Below are 239 nucleotides of genomic sequence, written 5' to 3' on the forward strand. Positions count from 1 at the left end.
GTATCTAGTTGGCCATATTTTTCTTTTAAATCTTTTTGCACATCTTTAGACGCATATGATTGTACGCGGCCTTTCATGTCTTGAATTACAAAAAAAGGTCCGCGCTTTGCTAAAATACGTCCAGCAATAGACACTACTTGTTGTAACTCTACTAATTCTTCTTTGCTCTTATCACCAAACTGGGCTTGCAAATCTGCCGTGTAATGCTCACGACGGAATTGGTTTGGATGACCGTTGGC

General features: G+C 40.2%; 1 pseudogene. It reads right to left on the reverse strand.

The window, feature by feature from the left end:
• A pseudogene (locus AAEY83_RS18270) lies at positions 1 to 239 on the reverse strand (lysine--tRNA ligase); the annotation flags it as partial.

This window comes from Psychrobacter sp. TB20-MNA-CIBAN-0197, assembly GCF_040309765.1.
GTDB lineage: Bacteria > Pseudomonadota > Gammaproteobacteria > Pseudomonadales > Moraxellaceae > Psychrobacter > Psychrobacter submarinus.